The sequence below is a fragment of the Aquibacillus saliphilus genome, from assembly GCF_020404745.1.
GTDB lineage: Bacteria > Bacillota > Bacilli > Bacillales > Amphibacillaceae > Aquibacillus > Aquibacillus saliphilus.
The window spans coordinates 1-19669 of the sequence record NZ_JAIZAP010000029.1 but is presented as its reverse complement, the minus strand read 5'-3'; the positions used below and the strand labels follow the sequence as shown (position 1 = coordinate 19669).

General features: G+C 35.2%; 18 protein-coding genes. 10 read left to right on the top strand and 8 right to left on the bottom strand.

Annotation, left to right across the window (positions count from 1 at the left end):
* Positions 1–40: 40 nt before the first annotated feature.
* Positions 41–1294: a SpoIID/LytB domain-containing protein gene (locus tag LD272_RS20790; protein ID WP_226038522.1), complete on the bottom strand. Its 1254-nt coding sequence runs from the start codon at positions 1292–1294 to the stop codon at positions 41–43.
* A 211-nt stretch (positions 1295–1505) separates the two neighbouring features.
* Between LD272_RS20790 and LD272_RS20785 the strand changes: the two genes are divergently transcribed.
* Positions 1506–3197, top strand: a complete 1692-nt coding sequence (locus LD272_RS20785) for a YndJ family protein (protein ID WP_226038521.1) — start codon at positions 1506–1508, stop codon at positions 3195–3197.
* A gap of 86 nt (positions 3198–3283) precedes the next feature.
* Here the strand turns inward: LD272_RS20785 and LD272_RS20780 are convergent, their stop codons facing one another.
* Both LD272_RS20780 and LD272_RS20775 read right to left on the bottom strand, forming a co-directional pair.
* Positions 3284–4462 carry a peptidase gene (locus tag LD272_RS20780; RefSeq protein ID WP_226038520.1) on the bottom strand — a complete coding sequence of 393 codons (1179 nt, stop codon included), beginning with the start codon at positions 4460–4462 and terminating at the stop codon, positions 3284–3286.
* A 154-nt stretch (positions 4463–4616) separates the two neighbouring features.
* A complete protein-coding gene (locus LD272_RS20775; protein WP_226038519.1) occupies positions 4617–5792 on the bottom strand; it encodes an HD-GYP domain-containing protein in 1176 nt (391 codons plus the stop codon).
* A gap of 353 nt (positions 5793–6145) precedes the next feature.
* Between LD272_RS20775 and LD272_RS20770 the strand changes: the two genes are divergently transcribed.
* Together LD272_RS20770 and LD272_RS20765 are read left to right on the top strand one after the other, a co-directional pair.
* Positions 6146–6538: a hypothetical protein gene (locus LD272_RS20770; RefSeq protein WP_226038518.1), complete on the top strand. Its 393-nt coding sequence runs from the start codon at positions 6146–6148 to the stop codon at positions 6536–6538.
* A gap of 160 nt (positions 6539–6698) precedes the next feature.
* Positions 6699–7319, top strand: coding sequence for an LbetaH domain-containing protein (locus LD272_RS20765; protein WP_226038517.1), 621 nt, complete (start codon positions 6699–6701; stop codon positions 7317–7319).
* Positions 7320–7439: 120 nt separating this feature from the next.
* On the opposite strand, the gene LD272_RS20760 is transcribed toward LD272_RS20765, so the two are convergent.
* Positions 7440–7610, bottom strand: a complete 171-nt coding sequence (locus LD272_RS20760; RefSeq protein WP_226038516.1) for a hypothetical protein — start codon at positions 7608–7610, stop codon at positions 7440–7442.
* A 130-nt stretch (positions 7611–7740) separates the two neighbouring features.
* On the bottom strand, positions 7741–8712 hold the full coding sequence (locus LD272_RS20755) for an MBL fold metallo-hydrolase (RefSeq protein WP_226038515.1): 972 nt from the start codon (positions 8710–8712) through the stop codon (positions 7741–7743).
* A 242-nt stretch (positions 8713–8954) separates the two neighbouring features.
* Here LD272_RS20755 and LD272_RS20750 point away from each other — a divergent pair, with 242 nt between their 5' ends.
* Complete coding sequence (locus LD272_RS20750; RefSeq protein WP_226038514.1) at positions 8955–9209, top strand: hypothetical protein; 255 nt, start codon at positions 8955–8957, stop codon at positions 9207–9209.
* Between the two features lie 214 nt (positions 9210–9423).
* On the opposite strand, the gene LD272_RS20745 is transcribed toward LD272_RS20750, so the two are convergent.
* Complete coding sequence (locus LD272_RS20745; protein WP_226038513.1) at positions 9424–9600, bottom strand: small acid-soluble spore protein H; 177 nt, start codon at positions 9598–9600, stop codon at positions 9424–9426.
* Positions 9601–9900: 300 nt separating this feature from the next.
* Here LD272_RS20745 and LD272_RS20740 point away from each other — a divergent pair, with 300 nt between their 5' ends.
* From LD272_RS20740 to guaC, 5 genes are all read left to right on the top strand, one after another.
* On the top strand, positions 9901–11598 hold the full coding sequence (locus LD272_RS20740) for a DUF2207 domain-containing protein (RefSeq protein WP_226038512.1): 1698 nt from the start codon (positions 9901–9903) through the stop codon (positions 11596–11598).
* A 204-nt stretch (positions 11599–11802) separates the two neighbouring features.
* The gene (locus LD272_RS20735) at positions 11803–12189 is read left to right on the top strand and encodes a YhjD family protein (protein WP_226038511.1); all 387 of its coding nucleotides are present in this window, start codon (positions 11803–11805) and stop codon (positions 12187–12189) included.
* Between the two features lie 188 nt (positions 12190–12377).
* Positions 12378–12821, top strand: coding sequence for a DUF2243 domain-containing protein (locus LD272_RS20730; protein ID WP_226038510.1), 444 nt, complete (start codon positions 12378–12380; stop codon positions 12819–12821).
* Between the two features lie 35 nt (positions 12822–12856).
* Entirely contained in the window at positions 12857–13300 is a 444-nt protein-coding gene (locus LD272_RS20725) for a hypothetical protein (protein WP_226038509.1), read from the top strand.
* Positions 13301–13504: 204 nt separating this feature from the next.
* Complete coding sequence (guaC, locus tag LD272_RS20720; protein ID WP_226038508.1) at positions 13505–14488, top strand: GMP reductase; 984 nt, start codon at positions 13505–13507, stop codon at positions 14486–14488.
* Positions 14489–14591: 103 nt separating this feature from the next.
* Here guaC and LD272_RS20715 read toward each other — a convergent pair whose 3' ends face one another.
* Complete coding sequence (locus tag LD272_RS20715) at positions 14592–14858, bottom strand: phosphocarrier protein HPr (protein ID WP_226038507.1); 267 nt, start codon at positions 14856–14858, stop codon at positions 14592–14594.
* Positions 14859–15198: 340 nt separating this feature from the next.
* Positions 15199–17262: a PAS domain S-box protein gene (locus tag LD272_RS20710; RefSeq protein WP_226038506.1), complete on the bottom strand. Its 2064-nt coding sequence runs from the start codon at positions 17260–17262 to the stop codon at positions 15199–15201.
* Positions 17263–17830: 568 nt separating this feature from the next.
* Between LD272_RS20710 and LD272_RS20705 the strand changes: the two genes are divergently transcribed.
* Positions 17831–19525, top strand: coding sequence for a bifunctional diguanylate cyclase/phosphodiesterase (locus tag LD272_RS20705; RefSeq protein WP_226038505.1), 1695 nt, complete (start codon positions 17831–17833; stop codon positions 19523–19525).
* Positions 19526–19669 lie beyond the last annotated feature (144 nt).

Below are 19669 nucleotides of genomic sequence, written 5' to 3'. Positions count from 1 at the left end.
GTTCAGTGGGTGTGAGATAGATTTTTCACAGCCATTGAACTCATTTGATTTGTGAAATATCTGTTCCAGGATAGTAGAACTCAATGATTTGCTCGTAGGTCTTCCCTTTATCGCCCATAATCGATGCACCCCACTGACTCATTCCAACCCCATGACCATACCCTCTTCCCATCATCGTATAAACTTCTTCGTCTTTCTTTAGTGAATCAATCAAATAACTTCGAAACGTATTGCCACCAATCATCGGACGGATTCTATTTAACTTCTCATCATCCAGTTTGAATTGTTGAAACAATATTGTACCATCCATTAGTTGTTGCAAAAATTCAATCGTGATTGATCCTCTGACACTTCTTTTCGAGTCTAATTTCTGATCAGATAACTCAAACTTTGGAATAGAAAGAATTTTAATTTCACCAGGATAACCGTGTTTTTGGAGCCATGTCTTCATCGTTGCTGTGATCTTCTCATCTTTCTCTTTGATATCATTCATCCAATTAGGATTATCCCAATTAATATCTTCTAGTTCAATTTGAGTTCGACTTAAAGTATAGTTCCACGGATGAGTTGGATCATGTGGATCTTTCTTAATTGGAAAGTAGGGCATTGCTTTCCCGCCCCAAACGTGAGCATTGTTTTCAGTTATCCCACCATTACTTGCTGAATAGAAGGCATCAATCAATTTATCTTTAAAGGTTATCACTTCCCCTTTTGTTTGATTGACAGCATCTGTTGTTTTATCATTCCATGTGTATCCCCCATAAACTTGAAAGCTTATTGTGTCATCCATTTCTTCAGATAGATGTGTTACAGCATAAGTTCTCGCTGCCAAGGCTTGAGCTTTTAATGTCTCTAGCCCCCATTCAGGAAATACTTCAAACGGAACAACACCCTTTAAATAATCCTCCATCGGTAACTGATTAATAGGACGAACTAGAGTTTTTCCTTCCAACGTCATTTCCATTGCACCTAAATAAGCCCGGTCGTTAATCTCAATAACCTGTTGCTGATTATAGTTCTTAGGAATTAATAGCAAGGAATCTTTAATTTCATATTCTTCATTTGCTCCTTCCAAAAGAAGAGTTCCTTCAGACTCGGATAAAGAATACGACACCCCTTCTTTTAATGTTAATGTTGGATCAAGCGTGAAATAATCTCCTTGTAGACTAAATTCAATTTTTGACGTTTCTCCGATATGATTCACTAAACGAACACGAACCAATTCCTCAGCACCAGCTGAACTCGGAAATATAACTGTAAATAACAATGGTATAAAAACGATTAAATGTCTCATACTTGGTATGATTCCTTAGCGCAGGAGGTTTATGCACCTTAATTCATTAGAGCTATCCAATTTCTTTTCAAAAAGTAATAACAACTTTTTCATTCCATTGTAAAATCAACATTTTTTGGTTGTCCCACAGATGCTAACTAATTTGATAATATAGTACTAATGATACTTTTCATCGCTATAAAAACTGAACTTCAGCTTAGGAGGTTACATTATGCATGAGCGATTAATACAGATAATCCATTCTTATGTTCCGATTGGAATGGTTTTATGGTTATTTTCTTGGTTTATTCCCATATACGTAAATACGGAACGAATTATTTTATTCGCTGCTTTTGTCGTTGTTCCGTTAAGCTTATTTAGGATTATGGAAACAAGGAAAAGCAACATGCACCATCCCATTTTTTTAAAACTATTAATCTATCTCATTCCAGTTGGTGCCTTAACGTTAGCTGGTTCGTTTAGCATTTCACCAGGAATCATTTCCGGTTTACTTGCTATTCCATGGAGTGTGGTAACTTTTATCATTGCTATTTGGGGACTCACGCTTATAACAAAGGGTTCCTTAACGTTAGCAGACATGTCTAAGACAGTTGGTTTTATTTATATTAGTGTTGCTGGCATTTGGCTCATCGCTCATCAATTTTCCCTTCCACTGCTCGGTTTTCAAGGGGAAATCATGTTATTAACCGTCAATCATTTTCACTATGCTGGTTTCGTCGCACCAATTTTATTTGGATTTTTGCATGATTACCGAAAATCATTTCTTTCAAGTACCGTCGTTATCCTTGGTGTAGTGGCACCAATTCTAATTGCCCTTGGGATGACGTTTTCACCCTTAATAGAGTGGCTATCCGTTATTGTATTTGTCTTCGCTCTTATTTTGTATAGTAGCCTTGTCTTCATCTATGTAATTCCAAATGCAACAAGATGGACAAAAGGCTTACATATTATCTCAAGCGGAATTATCTGGATTACGATGGGGTTTGCGATTATTTATGGGCTTGGACAATGGACGGGTTCTTTGACTATTCCAATTTCTAAAATGATTCTGTTTCACGGGTATGGGAATGCTGTTATCTTTTCATTTTTAGGAGTATTAGCATGGCATTCGAGCCTAATGGATCAACAAACGGCAGGAATTCCTTTTAGTCGCATTCAAGGAACTGGAAAAATAGGATCAACATTTTTCCAAAAAAGAAATGTTCTCAATCAAACAGCCAACGGGCATCCAACAGGATTAATCGATCACTTACAAGATTATAAAAACAATGAATTCCGTCCTGATCAGTTCCATCCAGACATTATCGATTTTTATGAAAACACGCAAGATTATGATTTACTTCTAATTCCACACTGGAGTAAGGCGTTTCGATTACCAGCTAGACTATACAAGCTGATTAGCCATCAGCTCGAGCAAATGAACTTCCCGCTAGAAGCAGAAACAAGAGAACAACAAGTCTCGAGCATGATACTACCAATTCAAGATCAGCAAGATGGCAGAAAAAAAGTTCGTGCCTGGGTACGTACCTATAATCAAACAGGCAAGTCCATTTACGCAGCCCTTTATTCCACTCATGTTTCACGGAATATCCGTTATATGAATATCGCATTCCCGTTACCATTTTCACAGATGACGAGTATTCTTTATTTACAACATGCGGAACAAGATTCCTTACGACTAACTTCGTGGCTAACCGAACAAAAAGAGCAGGACCAAGGGGTGTATCTTGTCCTAAGACAAAAAGCGATTCGTCTCCCAATCAATGAAACAATAACCGTTTGGAAAGAGTTAAATTCACCAGCGGGAGCGATTGAAGCGAAGCATGATATGTGGCTATTCGGCAGCAAGTTTCTATCGTTGGATTATCACATTTATTTAAAAAACGAAGCCAGTAACTCGTGAAAAATCACGGTTACTGGCTCTTATATGTAACGTATTAAAAATCTTCACGGCCGCGATAACATCAATGCCATCGAAGTCCATATCACCTAAGTTTTTTCTCGATACTTTTTCATCCAAGAATAGACTAATAAACCAACCATTACTACCGTTTGTCCTAAGAAAACCACCGCATCCCAAAAGTAGGGATTGCCTACTGGGTGTAATAATTCAGGCAATGTTTGTGATAAAGCATATACTGACTGCGGCAAAAAGTAAAATAGAAATAAGGCAGTAGTAAATAGAAGACCACTAATATAGAAAAGCCCATACATGCGAATAACATTTGCTTCCCCTTCGAACTCTTCCGTTGCTGGATCTTTTTTTATAAAAGGTAACCATTTACTTAAATAAAGTTTGCCATTCTCCATTAGATTGTAACAGCCAGTTCTATTTTCAAACAAATAATATAAATCTGTTTTCATATAAAAACAGCATTGATAAATTAGTTTAATAAATAGATCAAGTACTACTACCCCTAGAATCGCTACAAGCACGCTATTTTCTGGAAACAATAAAACTATACTAAACGCGATAAACATCATCAGTTGGTCAAAACAGATACCAGCAAGATATAATACATTTCTTTGTTTTGGCGACAGTTTCCATGCAGGTGTTAAATCTGTCTCAAAAACGACTAATAATAACCTGTTTCCGACATCCATCTTGGCCGGAAGATCGTTTGACCGGACAGCCAAAATATGACCAAATTCATGAAACATAATTAATGCTAGAGAAATCCCCATAAAAGTTAACACGTTAAACATCATCGCATCAAATAAAAATAAATCTTGATATGCAGGTAATAATTGAGGGTTTATGATGATAAAAACAATGTTGATACAGATGATAGCCATATACATTTTAGTTGTTATTTTATTAAAAAAGAAACGACCTAATTTGGGTGATAACCAGTTGAAGCCTGTCGGTGACTGATTTTTCTTAGTAACTTGAATCGGTTCACCATCGATTTCTTTAATGAGTCCAAGTTCGAAAAGCTGTTGAGCAAACTCAATTAGATCTACATCCTCACCTGGATAAGATGATTTTAATTGAGTTTCAATTTGTTCTAAAGAGTTACCATCATTTATCAAATGAATCGCATCGATACAAATTTTAGGCATCTCAAAAAAGTTACCAGAGAGGTCATCTTCAACAATATAATGTTTTTTATCTTGGCGGATAGTTAGAGGAAATAAATTCAGTTGAGACTTTAGAGATAGATTCATAGTACACCCCAATTTTGCATAGTAAAAAAAGAGGATGCTAGCTTTGTAGCATCCTTGTGATATTATTAATAAGTTAACGGTTAAGCCAAGGACAAAACCAACATGTTACTTTAATTTTACTAAGTTTACGGACTCTCATCTCATTTCACCTCCCTTAAGGTTCATAAATTTTATTATCACTAAAATATTTCTTTTGGTAATCAACCCATGATGGATAAACTAGTTTAAAAGTCTCAACTAACTCAGGATCGAACTGAGTACCTTTTCCTTCAATAATGCGATTATAAGCTTCTTCCAAAGGTAACGCTGGTCGATAAGATCTAGAAGAAGTCATTGCATCAAATGCATCCGAAATCGCTGTAATTCTTGTTAAAAGTGGTGTATCTTCTCCCTTAAGCTTATCAGGATATCCATTACCATCCCAGCGTTCATGATGATGGCGGATAACATCAATATGGTCCTCGATTCCCTCGACTTCTTGAACTGCTTTAGCACCTACAGCTGGATGAGTTTTAATTACATCATATTCTTCGGCAGTTAATTTTCCTGGTTTAGTCAAAATTGAATCTGGAATATTCACCTTACCAATGTCATGTAATAAACATGCATAGTAAAAAGAATTCAACTCACTATTTTTAAAATTTTCAGTTGCTTTTGCTAACGAAATAGCGTAGAAAGCAACTCTCTCGCTATGACCTCTTGTATAAGGATCTTTCAGTTCTAATGTAGCGATAATTCCTTTAACGATACCTTCTAATTGTCTATCATAGGAACCCTTTACTGCTGTTACATAACCTAAAAAGCGATGAAGGAGAATATATGCTATCATTGCCAAAACAACTACGATAAGTAATGGTAACATAGCTGCAGGATCTTGAATGACTACCCCTACAATCACATACTTTAAAATTGTACCCAAGGATACTAGATAAAAAAATCTCGGATTCACAAATATAGGTGAGAACAATACGATAACTATTTCTATTATATTTCCTGTACCATAGGAGGCATCACTTCCCCAGTAGAGTAAAATATCATTAAGTATATTCATACATGTTAAAGTTACAAAATACAGATACTTAATTAACTCTGGTTTATTTTGTTTTATTAAATAATAAGAAATTGGCAAAAGACCAAACACTATTACATAAATTCCATAACCCAAACCGCCACTTTGAATACCTACTTCTGAATTAATAAAAAACATTGGTAATATATAATAATAAAAAAGATCATAAATAAAATAAATAGAATAAAATAACCATAAAAACCATTTAACTGTTCGTTGTTCTTCGTTTAATAAGGTAGAGGTGGTAGTTCTTTTCTGCATTTAAAACTCATCTCCAATTACTCTCTGTTTCTAGTATTCAATAATGATAGATTATTTTTTGCGATAATGACCCCTATCTTATTGTTCATAATCGCTATTATTCTATGCGACATACGTCGCATAGAATAATAACTAGTACTCTTAGTATAAATTAAAAAACGAAAACTGTAAATATTGGTAATAAAGGCAAGTATTATGATGAAATATAATAGGTCTTTAAAAAAGCTACTATTTTCTATTTCGACGTAAATTCGCACATTCCTGTATAAGTTTTAAAATAATTAGGTATTTGAGGTTTCGAGGTCATATTATTGTGCATATCCTATATCAAGCTGGCAAAGGGGGTATCATAAATGGTTAACATCAATCAATTAGATCCTGCTAGTTTAGCAACTATTGCAGCTATTGTGGCTGCACTGGTAACTGTTGTTGGTAATGCTTTTAAACTCCCCTCGGAGTACCGGTCTTTATTGGCGATAGGAGTTGCTTTTGTTTTAGTATTTTTACCACAAGGATTTCTAAATAAAGTATTGACTGCGTTAATTATTGGTTTAACAGCAAGCGGTGTCTATAGCCAAGTCAAACCATTGAAATTCTTAGAAAAGATCGAAAGGAAAAACAAAAAAAATAATAAACAAAATGAAATTTTGAATCTCTCTGAAAAAACTGGTCTAGTTGGTAAACAAAACACTGGTTCCAAATCAGATACAAAGAATAACAACAGTGATGGAATAAGTGCTAGGTAATCGTAAATTTCACTAATTTAAATATAGGCAAAAAAGCTAAGCTCGTAATGAAACAAATGAGCTTAGCTTTTTTTAGTTCTAAAATCTAGTAATTGCCTTAGGTAACAATGGGCGAATGGCCAACATATATTGTTGGTAGCTATAAAAAGGAGTTGGCCTTATGAACAATTACCCATTGTTTTATCAAAATCCTCCTGTCGAGGAGGTTACTAGTATAAACTACCCTCAAATCAGTCCAAAAGCAGTAATTGGAATGGATTCGATGATTATCGGAAACATTACTATTTCCGACGACGTGTTTGTCGGCTTTAAAAACCTTTTACGAGCCGATTCTGGGTATCCATATTATGTCGGTCCATATACAAATATACAAGACAACGTGCTAATGCACGTTCATCCAGGGAGAGAGCATGTCGAGGTTAGTGGACATAAATGGGGTGTGTTTCTAGAAGGAGAAATCAGCGTACTTCATCATGCCTGTGTCCATGGTCCTCTATATATTGGACGTAACACCTTTGTTGGCCAGCATGGCAATATTTACGATGCTGTGATTGGTCGAAATTGTGTCATTATGCACGGAGCCACAGTAACGAATGGTGTCAAAATTGACAATAACCGATTTGTTGCGCCTGGACAGTCGATATGGAAACAAGAAGATGCTGATAACCTTCCACCCGTACCAGAAAAGTTTAAGAACTTAAACCAAAATATAGTTGACCACTATTATCGACTCGGTAAGTCCTACCTAAATAATACGCCCTTAGCATACTCTTATCAGTAGCAAGGCTCACTAGTCAGATACCTTCCGACTATTTATGTCTATAGAAGGTATCTGGTATCTACACAAAAAAATTCTATTCTCGACTCGATTACCTGCCATATGTTTAACTCGAGAATTTTTTCAAGAAATACTTCTATCCTTCGCCTTTTCCCAATCGGAAAAATAATAAAGTGCATTTTTCATTAACTGGGGATGTGATTTCTTTACTTTCTTTTTAGTTAAATTACTATCCAATTTCTCCAACCGCCTGATTCCCTTTATTACTTCCTCCATACTCATATCTACTTCCATTAGATAACCTCCCAAATTTTCATCTATTTTTATCGTGACCATTAGGAGGTTATTTATTCAATGTTATGTTAAAAGTTAATAATTTCTGAAAATAATTGTAGCCTTATCTAAAAAGAGACTGAGCTTCTAGTTAGCTAATTTTATTGCTTTTATTTTTCTCTAAGTAGTCTACTATTCCCATTGCACAGATTTGTGCATCTAATTTTATGTGTTTATACACTTCATTGGTACGTTCAATTCCCTTTTCATCTAAAAACTCAGATATCATAATAAGTAAATTTGTTGATATAGCATCTGTCTTAGTTTTGATCGAGGCATCCACTTTTTCAGCCATTACTTGTTCACCAACCTCAACAAACTTCGGTAGCCAGTATCTTATTTGCTGATAAATAGATGTAGGATGTTGCGATTTTCCATAATGTCCAAAATAAATCTGACCGACATTTAATTGTTCAATTCGTTCCAGTGACTTTAGCATCGCACTCGGGTCGAATTGATTCGGCGACGTAGATGGCAAAACAAATTCAAATCCATGAGCTATTGTATGTGGATAAAAAACTCCAATTGTATCTCCTGTAAAAATACCATTGCTGTATGAATCATGAATGGAGAAATGATGTTTGGCATGTCCTGGTGTATCAAAAAATGTAAGCGTGCGGTTTTCACCTATTTTCAATGTTTCTCCGTCTTCTTTTGATATTAATCTGTCTTCAGGTATCGCCAAAATTGGATCGAATAATTCATCAAATGTATCACCATAAACAGCCCTTGCCCCTTGGATTAAATTGGTTGGATTTCCAAGATGACGTTTGCCTCTTGGATGAACAATAACCGTCGCATTCGGACATTTTTCAAGTAGAAGTCCAGCTCCACCTGCGTGATCAAGGTGGATGTGGGTAACGATAATATACTTTATTTCCTTCGTATCGATGTTCAACCTGTCTAATCCCTCAAGTAAATAAGGAATAGATGGACTTGCGCTCGTTTCAATTATTGTTAATTCGTCTTCATGCAAAATATAGGAACCAGTTCTTTTTTCTAAACCTAAATCAAACAGTTCTATGAACGAAACATTTCCCCCTAAATCTGCTAGCTGTGACATAAAACCACCTCTTTTTCTTTTCTACTATTTTAACAATAACACTGGTTATTTCACATCACTATAACAAAAAATAATATTCTTAAGGATATCATCACCGGAACTTTCTTTTCCATTTAATAAAAAGTGGAAAAGAAAGTTTTACAGTATATTAATCAGTAGTTATATAAAAACTATAACTATTCCTAAGTCAAAACCTGGTTAGGAGTTATTTTTCTAACAAAAATAAAGGATGATGATTGGTTATGAAACGAATGACTTCAGCCTTAACTTTGGGTGCCGCTGGTGCGGCTATTTATGGTATTAGAAAAGGTGTGCAAAATGGTACCTTTGAACGATTACCAAAAACAATAAATAATGCTCTAAATAGTTCGCAGGTTAAACAGGTTACACATACCTTGCAAAAAATGAGAAATAGAAAAAAACCAAATGAACAACCTGTTCAAACTGTGGCTCAACAGGAAGCGAAAAATAACAATGCCCATTTTGAACAATGGTAAATGGTCAAAAACGTAGGCCCTGATCTGAGAGAGTTTTCCAAGTGGGTCTAACCTTGCCACTAAATTATCTACAGAAAACTAGTTTTATAATTTAAACCATCAAAAAATAAGCCGGATTGTTTAATATCCGGCTTTCTACTTGTAGTTATGGTTCTCAAGGGGCACTGCCAAAAGTAACTTGAAAACTTTAGTATTCTTAAGCTAATTTATTTTCTCATTCCATTAAATCATTTACTGAAACACTCTGTTTAGTTTCTGGATTATCAAGCGGATGAACAGTTGCGTTATTCGTTTGTTGGTCGACGTGTTCAATATAAACCTTGCCACCGTTATGAGTTACATTTGCCATTGTTGGCGAAGAAGCAATTTCTTGTGCTCGTTTTGCATTCATAGTCATGACCTCCTTTATTTCATCAGTATTTTTCACTTTAAAAGCGGTAAATATACTACAAGTTTAGATATCTAATAAGTTTTTTTCTTACTTAACTTAGTTTAAAGCTATAAGATTAAAATGGACCCTAGTGGTTTTCTCTTCATTCAACTCTCCTTTTTCTTTGTTATCTCAAAAATCGCTAGAATTATAAATCAAATTTAAAACTGAATAATTAGTTTCTACTAAATTAAAATTAGCAGTACAAATGAAACTTTAAGACCTCTTTCTCGTATAAGTAACAGAGAGGAGTAATCACAAATGAAAAAATACCTAGCTCTATCACTTATAAGTATCATCTATCTGGTACTATTACCAACTCAAGTATTAGCAGTTGATTTTGAAATTAAAAACACACAAATTGATGCCTATTTACAAGAAAATGGTGATGTTGAGGTAATCGAACAACACACCTATTTATTTGATGGAGATTTTAACGGAATCACCCGCTCTCTGATAGCAAAAAAAAATACAACGATTGACAATGTTGAAGCGTCCGAAAATAATAACCCACTTGAAATAGAACAAGACGAAGAATTATATAAAATTTTCCGAAGTGGATCTGATGAGCAAATAACTGTTGATCTTTCCTATACCATAAAAAATGGTGTAGAAGTCTATTCAGATCTCGGACAGTTTTATTGGCCTTTTTTTGATAGTAGCAATGAATCTACTTATAAAAATATGGATATTTTCGTTCACCCTCCAAGTCCAACAGAAGACGTACTAGCTGTTGGATACGATCAAGCACAAGCTACCGCTCAAGCGCAAACGGACGGAATTGTTCAATTCGCAATGGGTGAAGTAGATAGTGAAGAAAACGGGAATATTCGAGTCGCTTATGATGCTCAATTATTTCCTGGCGCAGCAGTAACAAACGATACATTAATCTCCGAAGATATACTGGCAGATATAAGCGCAGTCGAGGAAAAAATAGCTGCTTTTGAAAATAGAAAGGATATTTTGAGCAACCTTGCACCATATATTGTTGGTGGTTTAACCATTTACCTTTTATCACTCCTTATTGCTGCCTGGAGAAATAGACGCATGACTTTATGGGAAGTAGAACGGAACTCCTTACAAAATTCCCTGCTCCCGAAAGAGGAAATGAGTTTACCAGCAATTATTTTTCACCTGCGAGGCGGCATCATTCAAAATGGAGAGATACTGTCTGCATCGTTAATGAATTTAGTAAGAAAAGGATTTGTTGAACGAAAAGGTGAAAATGAATTTACTGTCGTCAACAGCAATACAAGCCATGAACATGAAGGTTTACTAGTAAACTGGTTATTTTACAAAATTGGTAGCGATGGGACCTTCTCCATCTCAGATCTTGAGAAGTATATGGAAAATGAAAAAAATCAAACAACATACTATAATGACTTTACTGGTTGGATCAAAGCCCTGAAGGAAGAACCCAAACAGCACAAACTATTTGAAATGAAAAAGACTTTACGTTGGACGACAGCAATCATAGGCATCCTACTTATCCCAGTTATTGTCCTCTTTGGTATTCATGAACTTCTGATGTGGATGTCATTTTCCATTCTCCTTAGTCTAGGGTTGGTTTTGTTTGCGAGCTTCTACCAGCCAAGAACAATAAAAGGAGCAAGAATTAAGCAGCAATGGAAGAGATTTAGTTCAAATTATGAGAATATCAATCAAGACCAATGGAATGATTGGATAAGTGATCAACAGATGCAATCACTTATTTATGGATTAGGTACCAATAATAAAACGATAATTGCAAAAAACAAAAAACTCGTAAATGGCCTTTCTGAATCTACTGTTGGATTAGGTTCTTCGTCAAATGACATGGTTATGTTTATGCTAATCGCAGGTACCGTAAGTCACCAATTCAATCAAGCAGATCAAACAGTATCTGCAGCAACAGGTGGAACAACTGCCGGTGGCGGAACCGGTGTTGGTGGCGGCGGTGGCGGATCTGGCGCCTTTTAAATTGGATTACCTTGATATTTTTGGAGCTAGATGACTCCGGCTAATATGGGCGTTTTTTGCGTAAGTGTTAAGAAGAAATCTATTATCTGTCTACTATAAAAAGGTAGTGTTACTACAGTCAAGTACGGAACTTGACTGTTTTTTTTTACCATTTACACAAACAAACGTTCGTATTATAATTAAAAATAAAAAAAGGTGATTACTATGGATGAACATATGGAAAATACACTTTATGCCTACATCGTTTTGCCATACGTGCTAAAGATATTCCAAAAAGACATGAAAATCTTTGAAAATGGTCCATTCAATCTGAAAATACCTTACTTGGATAAACTTGATACTGCTATTGAATCTGCACAAGACGACTTGAATGTTGTTAAACAAACCATTTTCAAACAATACCATATGAAAATAAGATATCTAGGTAAGAAAGACAACATCATCCGCTTTGACTGGCAAACTCAAACTGATTCAGGAGACGTATTATTTACACCTGATCAACTCTATGAACTGACTAAAGACATGATGGGTCTTTATTTATATGGTATGTTAGCTAAAGAAGTTATTCCATCTAACAGAGGCTGGTTTTAATCCAACCAACCTCTGCTACTCTTTATAATACTGTTTGATTACTCCTTTCCCTCACTCCATTTTAGCACCCTGCACATTTCTAGATTCTCCAGCTAAACATCTTACCTAATCGTGTTATAAGGTATAATTTCACTCCTTTTGGGCATTAATCGTACTAGTGAATTTATTTTATTAAAGGATGATTTAGTTTGACTAAAGGCGATAAAAATCTATTTATAGCATCTTTTATTCTAGGATTGGGCTTATTAGGTGCAATCGATGGGATTGTTTTTCATCAGTTGCTGCAATGGCATCACATGGTACTTAGTCCTAATATTCGGCTTGAAATTATTACAGATGGGTTATTTACTGCGGCATTTTCAGCCTTGCTAATTTGGGGTGGAATTAAAATTTTCCAGGATGCTCGCGATGACGAGCTTGGGTATAGTTGGAGACTTTTTTTTAGTGGTATGTTTATAGGTGGTGGCGTTTTTAATCTTGTAGAAGGAATTATTGATCATCACATATTACAGGTACATCGTGTGAGACCGACAGCTGAAAATCCTTTACTGTATGACTTAACCTTTTTAGCATCTGGAGTTTTACTTGTTGTTATAGGTCTATTAATAAAGCGTAAGTATAAAAGTGTGTAATCTAATAGTCAAATATAAATCAAAGAGGTTTAAAAATGAAAAAGATAAAGAGTTTTTTTGTTTTTTTAATACTATTTTTAGCATTATTCTTATATTTTATAAATCAGAACCCACATTCTCATTCAGCCAATAGTGAAAATACTCATGATCATATTATCATTCCAGAATCCTATCCAATACCATCTATAAAGGTTTTAGTTACCCAAGATCATTCAGATACCTGGCTACTGAAAATAAAAACAAACAACTTTCAATTTGCTCCCGAAAAAGTTGGTGTCAACCTTCCAAGTTATAATGAAGGCCATGCTCATTTATACATAAATGAGAAAAAAATAAATCGATTATATGGGAAGTATTATAACCTAGGCACGCTAAAAGAAGGACAAAATAAGATAAAAGTTTCACTTCATTCTAATAACCATGGAGCACTAGTACATAGTGGAGAGAAGATTGAAGATAGTACAACTATTGATAATTAAACAATTCCACTTCTAAGCAAAAATTCTACTAGTAATACTAGTAGAATTTTGCAAACGAACCTGATACTTCCCCCAACACATTATGGAAAATCCCCCTACTATCCACCCAAGATATTGACATAATTCTAAAAGTGATGTAAATTAACTAATGGTCGAACATTATTATTTAAATTTAAATTATTATTCGTGTTTAGGGGTGTAATTATGGAAAATGCATTTGATTACGAAGATATTCAATTGATTCCAGCAAAATGTGTAGTAAATAGTCGTTCTGAGTGTGATACAACTGTAACCTTAGGAGGACATTCATTTAAATTACCTGTGGTACCTGCAAATATGCAAACAATTATAGACGAAAAAATCGCAATATATTTAGCTGAAAATGGTTACTTCTATGTGATGCATCGATTTGAACCAGACAAGCGAATCGCTTTTATTAAAGATATGAATTTACGTAGCTTAATCACATCAATTAGTGTGGGTGTCAAAGAAGATGAATATAGATTCATCGAACAAGTAGCTAGTCAACAGCTTTCACCAGACTACATTACGATTGATATTGCACATGGTCATTCCGATGCAGTAATCGAAATGATTAAACATATTAAAAAACACTTACCAGAGAGTTTTGTTATCGCTGGAAATGTCGGAACACCTGAAGCAGTTAGAGAATTAGAGCATGCTGGTGCAGATGCGACAAAAGTAGGGATTGGACCAGGAAAGGTCTGTATTACCAAAATCAAAACCGGATTTGGTACTGGCGGTTGGCAATTAGCTGCACTGCGTTGGTGTGCAAAGGCAGCAAGTAAGCCAATTATCGCTGACGGAGGTATTCGTACGCATGGAGATATAGCTAAATCAGTTAGATTTGGTGCATCCATGGTCATGATTGGTTCATTGTTTGCTGGACATGAAGAATCTCCAGGTAAAACATTTGAAGAAAATGGCAAGCTTTATAAAGAATACTTTGGCTCAGCTTCGGAATTTCAAAAAGGTGAAAAGAAAAATGTTGAAGGAAAGAAAATGTATGTCGAGCACAAAGGCGCCCTGCAAGATACGCTAACAGAAATGGAGCAAGATCTTCAATCTGCTATCTCCTATGCAGGTGGAAACAAATTGGAAGCAATCCGCACAGTAGATTATGCCAAAGTTAAAAATTCAATCTTCAACGGTGATAAAGTATATTAAAAAATTCAAATAAATTTAATATAAACAGCCTTAGGTAAATACCTAAGGCTGTTGTTTCTTTTATCTTCACTAAAATTCAGAACGTATTTTAGCTTATCTTACTTTATTCAGCCAGTCCCTCGTTATGTAAAGTATCTACCAGACTGTTTAATGCTTCGTCTTCGTCATCGCCTTTAACATTGATTTTGAAAGTTGCGCCGTGTTCAATTGCTAGAGACATAACTCCCATAATCGATTTTAAATTCGCCACTTTACTGCCGAATTCCAACAAGATTTCTGATTTAAATTTGTTCGCTTGCTGTATTAATATTGTTGCGGGTCGTGCGTGGATTCCTAATGGATCAATAACCGTAAATGTTTTTTCTGCCATGTTTAACTTAACTCCTCTATAGATGTTTTCCTATTTATTATACCTAAAAAAGCTAGAATCCCTAAATTATTTGTCTGCTATCTTTAAAGAAAAGTGGTTAATTGTGTGAGTACAGGTAAAGAAATTAGTAACACTTATTACCTTCTTTCCCCAAATCAAACATGGTTAATCATTAAACTTTATTTTCAAGCAACATTAGTAGCAGAAAAATTATACATACAAAGTCAATTTCATAATTACAATATCAAGCCATATCCCAACAACATATAGGTAGTTGTTGGGATATGGCGGTAAATAGGTATTATGAAATTGATTCATCCAGCATGAGCTATGATCTGATTTAATCAACACTGTCTATGAAAAATTTATAATTATTTCTTTCTTTTTTCGCTATGTACAATGCTTTATCAGCCCTTTGAATGAGACTTTTAGAGGAAACACCATCTTTTGGAAAAAGAGATATACCAAAACTTGACGTTATGTAAAATTCGTCACCATTAATTATATAAGGTTGCTGCAAGGCAAAGTGCAATCGATCAGCTATATCAATAACGCTTTTTTTATTAACAATGTTATCAAGCAACACGAGAAACTCATCGCCTCCGATTCGACAAAGCTCATCATCTTCACGGACATTTTCTTCCAGTCTTTTCGAAAACTCAACTAGAAGCTCATCACCAATCTCATGTCCTGACGAGTCATTAATTTCCTTAAACTTATCAATATCCAAATACATAACAGCGAGCATTCGTTCTTGTTGCATTTCTTTTGGGATAGACTTTTCAATAATATCAGCGAATGCTCTTCTATTTTTCAAGCCTGTCAAAGGGTCATGAAATGCCATATATTCTAATTGTTCCTCATGTCTAATTCGTTCTGACACATCTCTAAAAATCGCTTGAACAGCATGCTCACCATTATATTCAATCGGAGCGGCAGTGACTTCTGCGTAAATAGTTTCCCCATCCGATCGGATCATTCTTTCTAAGACAGGATTAACTACATAGTTATTCAATTCACTACCTCTCTCAATTTCATCGAAAACTTCTTTAACCCTAGTTCTTTCCTCAGGGTGAATAAAATCCCAAATTGAAATGTCTACCTGTTCATCTACTTCTTTGATTCCTAATAATTCAGTTCCAGCCTTATTTGTGTAAACAATTTGCTCGTCTTTAAGAATTATAATAGCTTCTGGGGATAATTCCACAATTTTTCGATAGCGCTTTTCACTCTCTTCCAATTTTCGCTGTATTATCCTCATATTTGAAACATCTCTATAGGTAGCAACTGCCAAAACATGTCCTTGATTAATTGGTTTGTAGGACGCTAAGATATCAAGTAACTGTCCATCCTTTGTCAGCCTTTGCACCTCGAGGTTGGTTACAATTTCATTCTTTCGCATTCTGTCAAGTAAAGGTTTTTGACCTGCTATTTCATGGGTAGGATAAATAGGTGGAATTGGTACACCAATTATTTCTTTTTCACTAAAGCCAAAGACCTTTTCAAAACTCGGATTATAGACTAAAACAGTTCCATCTTGAGCAAGTAAAAAAATAGCATCTGAAGTATTTTCCCAAACCAATTCTAATTGATTTTTCACATCAATCAGTTCTTTCTCCATTGCGCTCTTCTTTGTTATATCTTGGGCAATTCCATAAACGCCCTCTAACTCGCCATCAATAATGATAGGAATGTTTTGAATATCCAAAAGGATGCTATCACCTTTACGATTATTGATCAAAATTTCAAATTGTTTAATTTTACCAGTTAAAACATCTCTGAAATTAGATAATGCTTTCTCTAGATGTTCCTCAACTACTAAAGGCGTAAATGATTGTCCAATAAGCTCAATCTTAGTGTAACCTGAAATCTGAGTTACCTTGTCATTTATGTTAATAAAGTTCCCATCCAAATCAAATTCAAAGACAGCGTCACTATTGTGATCGACTAATGATTCAAGTCGTTTTTTACTTCGATCTGCTTGCTCTTTTGCTTCATTAAGTTCTCTCTCATGACGTTTCCTATCGGTAATATCACGTACAATACCTAAAACATACTGACATTTGCCATTCCTTGCAATGATCGGATTAAGGGCAGTTTCACCCATCACTGCACCATCAGAACCTTCGATTGTTTCTTCAAATTTTAATGGTTTTTTTGTGGCAATAACTTGTTGGTATCTACTATTTAAACGGGATGCAAGTTCACATGATACAACGTCCTCTATTCGGCTTCCTAAGATACTGTCACTAGTAGCCAATACTTGCAGTGCTGCTTCATTCAAATAGGCATACCGAAACGAGGCAGCATCAGCCTTCATTAGAAACACATAATCTTCTATCGAATCGAACATGCTCACAACAACATCAATATCATGTCCTTCTTTATTCATAAAACGCTTCATAGCTGCCCCTCTTTTCAATAAATTATCCGATTATACGTTGATTCTATTTTACTACCAATGTAAAATTTTAACAACTTGTTACTGCATATAAGACTACAATTTAAGGAAAATCATACATATTTTCAGGTACTAAATACCTATTTACTTATTCTAATTTTCAAAAAAAAGATAGAACTACATCTAAAGTAGTGATAAACTTAAAATTATAAAATAAAATACAAATACTGTAAAAATTTATAATGTAGGTGACTATTGTGCATAAATACAATTTAAGACAAATTCCTGTCATTGTATGGGTATTGGCAGCTTTGATTTTAGGGCTTTCATTATATTTCGAACTGAACTTCCCAAATCGAAATTCAAATGTATTTTGGATTTTAAATTTAGTTTCTGTATCACTATTTTCTTATTATATGGGACTCTTGGGTGGATTTTTTTCCTACTATTAATTTTAATCGTCCGTATTGGATCAGCTTTCCAGACTCATTCTGTCTTAACTGGACGGCAACTAACATTCTCTATCTTAGTCAGTTTCATTTTACTTGTCACTTCCATTTCAATAGGATACATGGCAGGAAAGCTTAGATCTAATGTTGCCAAAATGAGAGAAATATTTAATAATAACGACATAACTTTTTGGTCAAGAGATAGTAGAACAGGAAAAGTAACTGTTTCTGAGGGAAATGCCAAAATATACGGGGTATCTAGAGAAGAATTTGAGAAGAGCCCTAACCTCTGGTTTGATTCTATCCATCATGAAGATAAATCAATTCTATTAGACTCTCTGAAGAAACAGGAATCAGGAAAGCGAACAAAAGTTGTTTATCGTATCTTTCGTTCCGATGGACAGTTACGCTGGGTAGAAGACCGTGGTACTCCAACCTTCAATAAGAAAGGAGAGATCACAACGGTAGATGGGGTCCTCTTTGATGTAACGAATCAAAAGAAAACAGAAAAACACATGCATAAAATGGCCTATCATGATTCGTTAACCGAGTTACCTAACAGAAACTGGTTTCAAAGCTACTTAGCTTCAACCATTTTATCTGCGAAAAAACATAACGGATCCATCGCAATCATGTTTATTGACTACGATAATTTTAAAAAAGTAAATGATACGCTTGGTCATAATGCAGGCGATATACTCTTAAAACAAATGGCTATTCGGCTTCAATCATGTGTAAGAAAAGATGACATTGTTTCGAGACAAGGTGGTGATGAATTTTTAATCATGCTTGAAAATACGAGTGCCGAAGAGGTAGAAGAGATTGCGGCACGGATCATTTCAACGATGAACCATCCTTATAAAGTGAAGGGAAACGAAGTGTTTTCTACTCCAAGTATAGGAATCAGCTTCTATCCTGAAGGTGGTAACACGGCAGAAGCTTTAATTGAAAGAGCTGACTTTGCAATGTACCTAGCAAAAGAGCGTGGTAAAAATAATTACCAGTTCTACAATGAAGAATTAAATCAAAAAATGAAACGAAAATTAATGTTAGAGGTTCGACTGCACAAGGCAGTTGAACACCAAGAGTTATCCGTTCACTACCAACCACAGATTAATTTAACAACCGGAAATTTAGCTGGAGCAGAAGCCCTACTCCGTTGGAAGTGCGATTTAGGTATAATAGGTCCAGGTGAATTTATACCGATTGCTGAAGAGACTGGTTTAATTATTCCAATTGGGGAATGGGTTTTGACAGAGGCTTGTCGGCAAACATCGCAATTTAGACAAAACGGAATTGACTCTTTTCCTGTATCAGTTAATATATCTTCTAAACAACTTATGCATCCTCATTTCATCGGTCGTCTCGAGAATATCCTTAATGAGGAGCAAGCAGATCCGAGCTTATTGACTCTAGAAATCACTGAATCTTCCCTACTATTTTACGAGGATGCCAAGCATAATATTTCCAAGTTGCGAAAGTTGGGTGTAGGTATCTCCATCGATGACTTTGGTGTAGGTTATTCGTCTTTGAGTATGATTAAGAATATTGAAATGGATGAATTGAAAATCGACCAATCATTCCTAATTGATGCTTTGGAAAGTAAAAGAATTAGCTCACTACTAGAGACCATTATTTTAATTGGTAAAAACCTAGAAGCAAAAGTGGTCGTGGAGGGGATTGAAACCGCTCAACAGCTAGAATTACTAATGAAACATAATGTGTTTGGACAAGGATACTTTTATAGTAGGCCATTACCTGCTGATGAATTTGAAAAATGGTACCATCGTTTCTATACAAAAGCGAAGATTAATTAGCATCTTCGCTTTTGATATTGTGCGCCCGGCATGGGCTATAACTTGGTGGTGAAAGTCCACTACAGGCTTGGCAGTAGGAACTGTTAGCCAATGGCAAGGGTGTCTATCGTGAGATAGAATCTGAAGGAAGCCGGAGGCAAAATC

Coding starts and splice junctions, on each gene's coding strand:
- guaC (WP_226038508.1), top strand. CDS start 13,505: ATGGAAAATGCATTTGATTACGAAGATATTCAATTGATTCCAGCAAAA.
- LD272_RS20725 (WP_226038509.1), top strand. CDS start 12,857: ATGAAAAAGATAAAGAGTTTTTTTGTTTTTTTAATACTATTTTTAGCA.
- LD272_RS20790 (WP_226038522.1), bottom strand. CDS start 1,294: ATGAGACATTTAATCGTTTTTATACCATTGTTATTTACAGTTATATTT.
- LD272_RS20770 (WP_226038518.1), top strand. CDS start 6,146: ATGGTTAACATCAATCAATTAGATCCTGCTAGTTTAGCAACTATTGCA.
- LD272_RS20740 (WP_226038512.1), top strand. CDS start 9,901: ATGAAAAAATACCTAGCTCTATCACTTATAAGTATCATCTATCTGGTA.
- LD272_RS20750 (WP_226038514.1), top strand. CDS start 8,955: ATGAAACGAATGACTTCAGCCTTAACTTTGGGTGCCGCTGGTGCGGCT.
- LD272_RS20745 (WP_226038513.1), bottom strand. CDS start 9,600: ATGAATGCAAAACGAGCACAAGAAATTGCTTCTTCGCCAACAATGGCA.
- LD272_RS20710 (WP_226038506.1), bottom strand. CDS start 17,262: ATGAAGCGTTTTATGAATAAAGAAGGACATGATATTGATGTTGTTGTG.
- LD272_RS20705 (WP_226038505.1), top strand. CDS start 17,831: ATGGCAGGAAAGCTTAGATCTAATGTTGCCAAAATGAGAGAAATATTT.
- LD272_RS20785 (WP_226038521.1), top strand. CDS start 1,506: ATGCATGAGCGATTAATACAGATAATCCATTCTTATGTTCCGATTGGA.
- LD272_RS20735 (WP_226038511.1), top strand. CDS start 11,803: ATGGATGAACATATGGAAAATACACTTTATGCCTACATCGTTTTGCCA.
- LD272_RS20780 (WP_226038520.1), bottom strand. CDS start 4,462: ATGAATCTATCTCTAAAGTCTCAACTGAATTTATTTCCTCTAACTATC.
- LD272_RS20765 (WP_226038517.1), top strand. CDS start 6,699: ATGAACAATTACCCATTGTTTTATCAAAATCCTCCTGTCGAGGAGGTT.
- LD272_RS20715 (WP_226038507.1), bottom strand. CDS start 14,858: ATGGCAGAAAAAACATTTACGGTTATTGATCCATTAGGAATCCACGCA.
- LD272_RS20760 (WP_226038516.1), bottom strand. CDS start 7,610: ATGGAAGTAGATATGAGTATGGAGGAAGTAATAAAGGGAATCAGGCGG.
- LD272_RS20775 (WP_226038519.1), bottom strand. CDS start 5,792: ATGCAGAAAAGAACTACCACCTCTACCTTATTAAACGAAGAACAACGA.
- LD272_RS20755 (WP_226038515.1), bottom strand. CDS start 8,712: ATGTCACAGCTAGCAGATTTAGGGGGAAATGTTTCGTTCATAGAACTG.